Annotated in this window: 7 protein-coding genes; 6 read left to right on the top strand and 1 reads right to left on the bottom strand. The window is 62.8% G+C overall.

Translation table 11 applies throughout. The annotated features are described in order from the left end of the window. The 6 genes from EOA24_RS23465 to rlxS all read left to right on the top strand — a co-directional run. The coding region (locus tag EOA24_RS23465; protein WP_245501837.1) for a ParB/RepB/Spo0J family partition protein at positions 1-1,548 on the top strand (1,548 nt) is incomplete at its 5' end. Between the two features lie 651 nt (positions 1,549-2,199). Then, positions 2,200-2,523: a DUF736 domain-containing protein gene (locus tag EOA24_RS23460; RefSeq protein WP_127410111.1), complete on the top strand. Its 324-nt coding sequence runs from the start codon at positions 2,200-2,202 to the stop codon at positions 2,521-2,523. 168 nt (positions 2,524-2,691) lie between these two features. After that, positions 2,692-2,931, top strand: coding sequence for a helix-turn-helix domain-containing protein (locus tag EOA24_RS23455; protein WP_127410110.1), 240 nt, complete (start codon positions 2,692-2,694; stop codon positions 2,929-2,931). Continuing rightward, positions 2,928-3,476, top strand: a complete 549-nt coding sequence (locus EOA24_RS23450; RefSeq protein WP_127410109.1) for a S26 family signal peptidase — start codon at positions 2,928-2,930, stop codon at positions 3,474-3,476. Before EOA24_RS23455 ends, EOA24_RS23450 begins: the two co-directional genes overlap by 4 nt. Beyond that, positions 3,464-4,138 (top strand): lytic transglycosylase domain-containing protein, encoded by a 675-nt coding sequence (locus EOA24_RS23445; protein WP_127410108.1) that lies wholly within the window; start codon positions 3,464-3,466, stop codon positions 4,136-4,138. Before EOA24_RS23450 ends, EOA24_RS23445 begins: the two co-directional genes overlap by 13 nt. A gap of 186 nt (positions 4,139-4,324) precedes the next feature. Then, positions 4,325-6,292, top strand: coding sequence for a relaxase/mobilization nuclease RlxS (rlxS, locus tag EOA24_RS23440; RefSeq protein WP_127410107.1), 1,968 nt, complete (start codon positions 4,325-4,327; stop codon positions 6,290-6,292). Between the two features lie 258 nt (positions 6,293-6,550). Here the strand turns inward: rlxS and EOA24_RS23435 are convergent. Beyond that, a partial coding sequence (locus EOA24_RS23435; protein ID WP_133374584.1) for an IS3 family transposase occupies positions 6,551-6,634 on the bottom strand: 84 nt, incomplete at its 5' end.

Raw genomic sequence — 6,634 nt, 5'->3', positions numbered from 1 at the left:
CCGGATATCTCCGACATCCTGCCGTCCGTGCGGGCGCGCGGTGTTCTCGTGCCGCTGCTGGTGCGGCCCAACGGCTCGCCCGACAGCTTCGAAATTGTCGCCGGACGGCGGCGCTATTTCGCTGCCAAAACGGTCGCCGACGAGCGTGGCGAGGCCGATCCGCTGGCATGCGTCATCATGGAGGACGGCTACGACGCCGATGCGCTCGAAGCCTCGCTGATTGAAAATTTCGCTCGCGTCGACCCTGACGAGGTTTCGCAATGGGAAACCTTCACGCGCCTCATCAAGGAGGGTCGCACCATTGCTGGCATCGCGACCACATTTGGCCTCACCGAGCATCAGGTGAAGCGCATACTGGCGCTCGGCGATCTGCTGCCGAAGATACGCGAGGCTTATCGGCGCGAGGAGATCGACACCGAGACCGTCCGTCATTTGACCATGGCCTCGAAGGCGCAGCAGAAGGATTGGCTGGCGCTGTTTTCCGATCCCGACAACCGAGCGCCGCGCGGCTGGCAATTGAAGCAATGGCTGTTCGGCGGCCAGTCGATTTCGACGAAGGTGGCGTTGTTTGCCCTCGAAGATTATCCCGGCCTGATCGTCTCAGACCTGTTCGGCGAGGACAGTTTTTTCGCCGATGCGGACCTGTTCTGGCAAAAGCAGAACGAGGCCATCGCGGCGAAGCGTGACGCCTATGTCGAAGCCGGTTGGCCCGAGGTGGTGGTGCTCGAGGCCGGCCAGTATTTCCATTCGTGGGACTACGAAAAGACGCCGAAGAAGAAAGGCGGCAAGGTCGTCATTGCCGTCTCGCAGCGCGGCGAGGTCGAGTGTCATGAAGGCTACTTGTCGCTCAAGGAAGCGCGCCGCGCCCGCTTGAATGGCGAGGTGGGCGAGCGGGCCGAAACACCGGCCAAGCCGTCGCGCCCCGAACTCAGCGGGCCGATGCAGAACTATGTCGATCTGCATCGACATGCCGCCGTTCGCCTGGGCCTTCTCGACCATCGCGATGTCGCACTCCGCCTGATGGCGGCGCATGCCATTGTTGGTTCAAGCCTGTGGCAGGTGCGTCCCGATCCGCAGCGCGCCGCCAACGAGACGGTCGCCGCGAGCATTGCCGCTTGCAAGGCCGAAGCGGCGTTTGCCGAGAAGCGGAGCGAGGTTTTGACCCTGCTCGGCGCGATCGATGAGGATGGCCCGGTCGCCGGCGGCAATGGCGACGACTTCGCGCTGGCGAGTGTGTTCTCGCGGCTGCTGACGCTCTCAGATGACGACGTCATGCGCGTTCTGGCGCTCGTCATGGCGGAGACGCTTGCCGCCGGAAGCGCCGTTGTCGAGGCGGCTCGGCAATCATCTTGGCCTCGACATGCGCGCCTATTGGCAAGCGGACGACGCCTTCTTCGAGCTGTTGCACGACAGGGAGGTCGCCAATCAAATGCTTGCCGATGTCGGCGGAAAACACGTCGCGGAGGGCAACGCATCGGAGAAGGTGAAGACGCAAAAGAAGATCGTCCGCGATTTCCTCTCCGGCGAAAATGGTCGGCCGAAGACTGACGGCTGGTTGCCGCGCTGGATGGCTTTTCCGGTGGCGAGCTACACGAACCGTGGCGGCTTCCGCACCGCCGATCAATGGGCGAAGGTCCAGCAGCTGTTCGTGTCTGAATGATCGTTTCTGGATGGCAGCGGCGACGTTTGTGACGTCGCCGCTCGTCCGCATGCCGGGCCGCATCGATAGCTTGGCAAAGCCTTCCGTGGCCGCACGACACAGCTCCGGTTTCCGTCACGCCCTTCCCATTGTCCTGCAAGCGACCACCTGCCCGCTGAGAGCAATCTGGCGCTCTGTCGCATGGGCACGATGGCGCTGGCACGGCACGGAGCGTCCGCGATCCTGTCGCCGTCTCGACTGCTGCTTGGGCTTGGCGACCGCGTCACCCAGGCGCTTCTTTTTGCTTGTCGCCGGGGACCATTCCCCTGCGGCTGGCTTGTCGACCTATGGGCGGATCCGGCCCGCCCGAAACCCTCGCGCCCGGCTTTTTTCCCCGCCGCCTTTGGCGGCTCCTCGCGCCCGCTTCGCTCCAAAAAAGCCGTCCGCTAGGGTCCTCCGCTGCCGCTTCGGCCCTACGGGTTCGGGCTGTCCGGACGCGCCCATCACGGTCCGCCATCGCAGGGGAATGGCCCCCGGCGAGAACCAAAAGGAGACTTCAAATGACCGCGATCGGTTACGTCACCAAGCAGGAGAACGGCAGCTACAAGGGCCAGCTCAAGACGCTGAGCGTCCGCGCCGACATCGCCATCGTGCCCAACCAGGCCAAGAGTGCCGACACTCATCCCGACTTCCGGGTGCTGACGCAAGGCGTAGAAGTCGGTGCCGGCTGGGTCCGGACCGGCGAGTCTTCCGGCAAGGACTATGTGAGCCTGTCGATCGCAGCACCCGAGTTCGGCCCGCGCAAGCTCTACGCCAATCTCGGCCGCGCCGCCGGCCAGGACGATGACGACACCTACGCCATCATCTGGAACCCGGCCGACTGATCGGCGAAGCCAAAAGCCCTCGCGCCGTCGGCGCGAGGGCTTCTCTAAGGACCTTCCAGGCCGCCTCAAGGGGCGGCGAAAACTTCCGACCGACTCTTCGCCCGTCCCGCAAGCGCTCTCTCTCGCTGATCCTCGCCGCAGTCTCCAATCGGCGAAACGAGGATCATCATGGACGACGAAAACGAGCGCGCTGCCCGCGCCAAAAAGGGCAGTCCGTTCCTCAACACTGCGCAGGCTGCTTTCTATATCGGGCTCTCCCTGCGGACGCTGGAAAAGATGCGGCTGAAGGGCCACGGCCCAAAGTTCCGCAAGCACGGCCGCTTCGTTCGCTATCATATCGACGAGCTCGATGCCTGGTCGAAAGGCCGCCAGAATGAGGCCGATACAGATGATGGAGGCCGCGCATGAGCCGGCGCCCATCCATCCATCTGGTCGGCAGCGCACTGCGCCGAATTCGGGCGCTCAAGGTGATCGCCAGCGGCGCGGTTGGCCTCGCCCTGATCGGCCTTTGCGCCTTCGCCAAACCTTCACCCTGGCTCGTCTGGAACGCCTCGGCAAGCGTGCCGGTTGGTCTCTACCGCGTCGTCGCTGGAGACCCAGTGCGCGGCGATCTGGTGCTCGCCCGTGCACCTGACTTCATCGCCGATCTTGCTGCTCAACGTGGCTATCTGCCTCGCAACGTGCCGCTGGTGAAGCGTGTCGCAGCGCTGCCGCGCGAGCATGTCTGCGCCTTCAATGAGGCGATCATTATCGGCGGGAAAATCGTCGCGCGACGGCTGGCGACCGATATGCGAGGCCGTACGATGCCGTGGTGGAACGATTGCCGCGCGCTCTCGGGCAACGAGGTTTTCCTGCTCAATAGCGAGGCGCCTCGCTCTTTCGACAGCCGGTATTTCGGGCCTGTTCCGACGGCGAACATCATCGGGAGGCTCGTGCCACTATGGCCCGAGTGACCCTCCTGATGATTGGCATGATCGCTGTCGCGCCATGCGGCTGTTCCGCCTCGACCGGCGCTGAGCCGGTCGCCATCTCCTCAAGTCCGCAGCTCGGAAAGTGGCAGCAGTTCGTATCGGAAGCAAGCCAACGTTTCCGTGTTCCCGAAAGCTGGATTTATGCCGTCATGGATGCCGAGAGCGGCGGCAGGACCGTGCTCGACGGCCGTCCCATCACCTCGCGCGCCGGCGCCATGGGTCTCATGCAGGTCATGCCCAAAACCTATCGTGAGATGCGCGTCGAGCACGGTCTGGGCGCCGATCCTTACAATCCGCGCGACAACATTCTGGCGGGAACGGGGTACCTGCGCGCCATGTATGACCGCTTCGGATTCCCCGGCCTGTTCGCTGCCTACAACGCCGGACCGGAGCGATACGGCGACCATTTGCAGCGCGGACGACCGCTGCCGGCGGAGACCGTTGATTATCTCAGGAAGCTCACGGCGGCCGGTATTTCGGCTGCGGAGATGGGCGACTTCAAGGGCAAATTTCGTCGCGAGAAGGCGTCGAGAATCGCCTCCGAACGAGAGTTGTTTTTCCTTCGCGAGGGCGTGCCGGCGAGCGGTTCGAACGGGGGAATTCTGGTGCCGCTCGGATCGCAAAGCTCAGGCTCTGGCAGATAAGCGCGAGATGGGCCGGCTGGCTGGAGGCGGAGGGGACGGAATTCGCGGAAGGCAAGATAAAGGTACCGCCTCCAAGAGGCGGTCAAGTCTTTGTCTGCACATCGTTTTCTCAGGAGGCTTCCAGCGGCACCAGGAGGCTGAGGTGCGCAAGCTGTTGATTGTGCTGCAGTTATCCAAGAGGCTTGCATGACAGACGACGAATTCAGGCCAAAGCTTGGCAAAATCGGGTCGCGGGGCTCGAAAGCAGGGAAGCGGTTCGCCAATCAACTTCGGGCCTCGATCAACCGAGCCGGTGGCAAGTCGCGGCGCGGCAACTATTTCACTGGAAGTCGGGTTGGGCGCGGAGGGGCGGCCGCCGCGCTGCTCAAGTCACGCGATCGCTACGCCGCCTTCCGGCAGCGAAGGGTTGTGATCAAGGCGCGGGTGGTCAAGCTGGCTGGCAAAGGTGCGGACGGAGCACGCGCGCACCTGCGCTACCTCCAGCGCGACGGCGTCACCCGGCAAGGCGAGCCCGGCGAGCTCTACGGTGCCGACAGAGACCGCGTCGAGAGCAAGGACTTCATCAATCGTGCCGATGGTGACCGGCATCAGTTTCGCTTCATCGTCGCCGCCGAAGACGGCATTGAGTACGACGATCTCAAGCCACTGACCCGGCGCGTTATGGCGCAGATGGAGGAAGATCTCGGCACCAAGCTCGACTGGGTTGCCGTCGATCATTTCAACACCGGCCATCCGCATACGCACATCATCATCCGCGGCAAGGACGACCGCGGCGAGAATCTCGTCATTGCGCGGGAGTACATATCCTCTGGGTTACGGGAGCGGGTATCCGAGCTGGTGAGCCTCGATCTCGGTCCGCGCACCGATCACGAGATCGAGCAGCGCCTGCGCCACGAGATGGAGCAGGAACGCTTCACCAGTATCGACCGCCAACTGCTACGAATGCGCGACAGCGAAGGACTTGTTGCGACCGACGGACGCGACGCATTTCGCCAGACACTGCATCAGGGCAGGTTGCGCAAGCTCGAGCGGATGGGTCTTGCAACGGAGATCGCCGCGGGCCGGTGGCGCCTGAACGACGAGCTCGAAGCGACGCTGCGTCGCTTGGGCGAGCGGGGCGATATCATCAAAACCGTGCATCGCGAACTGTCCAGCAAGGGACTCGCGCGCAGTGCCGCCGATTGTGTTGTCTACGATGCAGGACAAAATGCCGAGCCCGTGGTCGGCCGCGTCATCGTGCGCGGGCTGTCAGACGAGATGAACGACCGGCATTACCTTATCGTCGACGGTGTCGATGGCAAAAGCCACTACATCGACGTCGGCAGAGGCGAGGCCACCGAACCGACGCCCGACGGCTGCGTCGTCTGTGTCAAGCCGCGGAAGACCGAGCCCAGGCAGGTTGATCGAACTGTTGCCGACATCGCCGCGGCGAATGGCGGGCACTACAGCATCGACATCCATCTGAAGCATGAGCCGTCCGCCACCGAACGTTTTGCCGAAACGCATGTCAGGAGGCTGGAGGCGATCCGGCGAGCCACCCGCGGCTTGGAACGCCAGCCAGATGGCACCTGGACCATCGCGCCGGACCATCTCGATCGGGTCTCCGACTACGAGCGCCAGCGGGCGAGGGCGGGGCCTGTCGTCCTCGAGAAGCTCTCTTCAATACCGATGGAAAAGCAGGTTGGTTTCGACGGCGCGACTTGGCTGGACAGGGAGTTGGTTTCCAATGGACCGGCGGCCTTGCGCGACTCCGGCTTTGGCCGCGAGGTGCGGGAGGCACAAATCCAACGGCGGCAGTGGCTCATTGCTCAAGGACTCGCGCACGAAGAGCAGGACCGGATCGTCTATCGCGCCAACATGATTTCGATCCTGCGTCAGCGTGAGCTGAACCGCGTTGCCGATCAGCTTTCGGACGAGCTCAGGCTCTCCTATTTTGCAGCGAAACCTGGAGATCGGTTGGAAGGAAAGATACTCCGATCGGTCGAGCTCGCTGGCGGGAAATATGCAGTCATCGAGAAATCGCGTCAGTTCACTCTCGTGCCATGGCGGCCAGTGCTTGACCGACATGTCGGGAAGGAGGTCTCCGGGATCATGAGCGGGGAGGGGATTTCATGGAAAGTTGGCCGGCAACGAAGCGGACCGAGCGTTTCCTAATAATGAGGTCGCGTGTTCGAGTCACGCAAGGCCGGCGTGGAATCTGTGTTGCAAAGGGCAAATGTATGGCCGAGCACTTTCCATGTACTGCTCCGCGTCCGTTTTTTGCGGGCCTGACCGCCTGAAACCAGATGCCGACCTACGATAGTAGAATAGGCCGACGCGTTTCTAGTGGACCAAATTGACCGGCGGCGTGCTTAGTTCGTCAAAATCGAGAAGGCCCCGGAATGCTGAACTGACCCCATAAAGTTGGACGGTTCATTGAGCTGGTGGATTTAAGGGCTGTGTCCTGTATTGCACAGGGCTCAGCCCTTTCAGTTTCAGTTTGATGCGGCGGTGGTT

The sequence above is a fragment of the Mesorhizobium sp. M2A.F.Ca.ET.039.01.1.1 genome (genome assembly GCF_003998035.1).
Classification (GTDB): Bacteria; Pseudomonadota; Alphaproteobacteria; order Rhizobiales; family Rhizobiaceae; genus Mesorhizobium.
This window is presented reverse-complemented; position numbering and strand designations above follow the sequence as displayed.

Bases quoted from the DNA above. Each gene is read 5' to 3' on its own strand.
- EOA24_RS23460 (WP_127410111.1), top strand. From the start codon at position 2,200: ATGACCGCGATCGGTTACGTCACCAAGCAGGAGAACGGCAGCTACAAG.
- EOA24_RS23455 (WP_127410110.1), top strand. From the start codon at position 2,692: ATGGACGACGAAAACGAGCGCGCTGCCCGCGCCAAAAAGGGCAGTCCG.
- EOA24_RS23450 (WP_127410109.1), top strand. From the start codon at position 2,928: ATGAGCCGGCGCCCATCCATCCATCTGGTCGGCAGCGCACTGCGCCGA.
- EOA24_RS23445 (WP_127410108.1), top strand. From the start codon at position 3,464: ATGGCCCGAGTGACCCTCCTGATGATTGGCATGATCGCTGTCGCGCCA.
- rlxS (WP_127410107.1), top strand. From the start codon at position 4,325: ATGACAGACGACGAATTCAGGCCAAAGCTTGGCAAAATCGGGTCGCGG.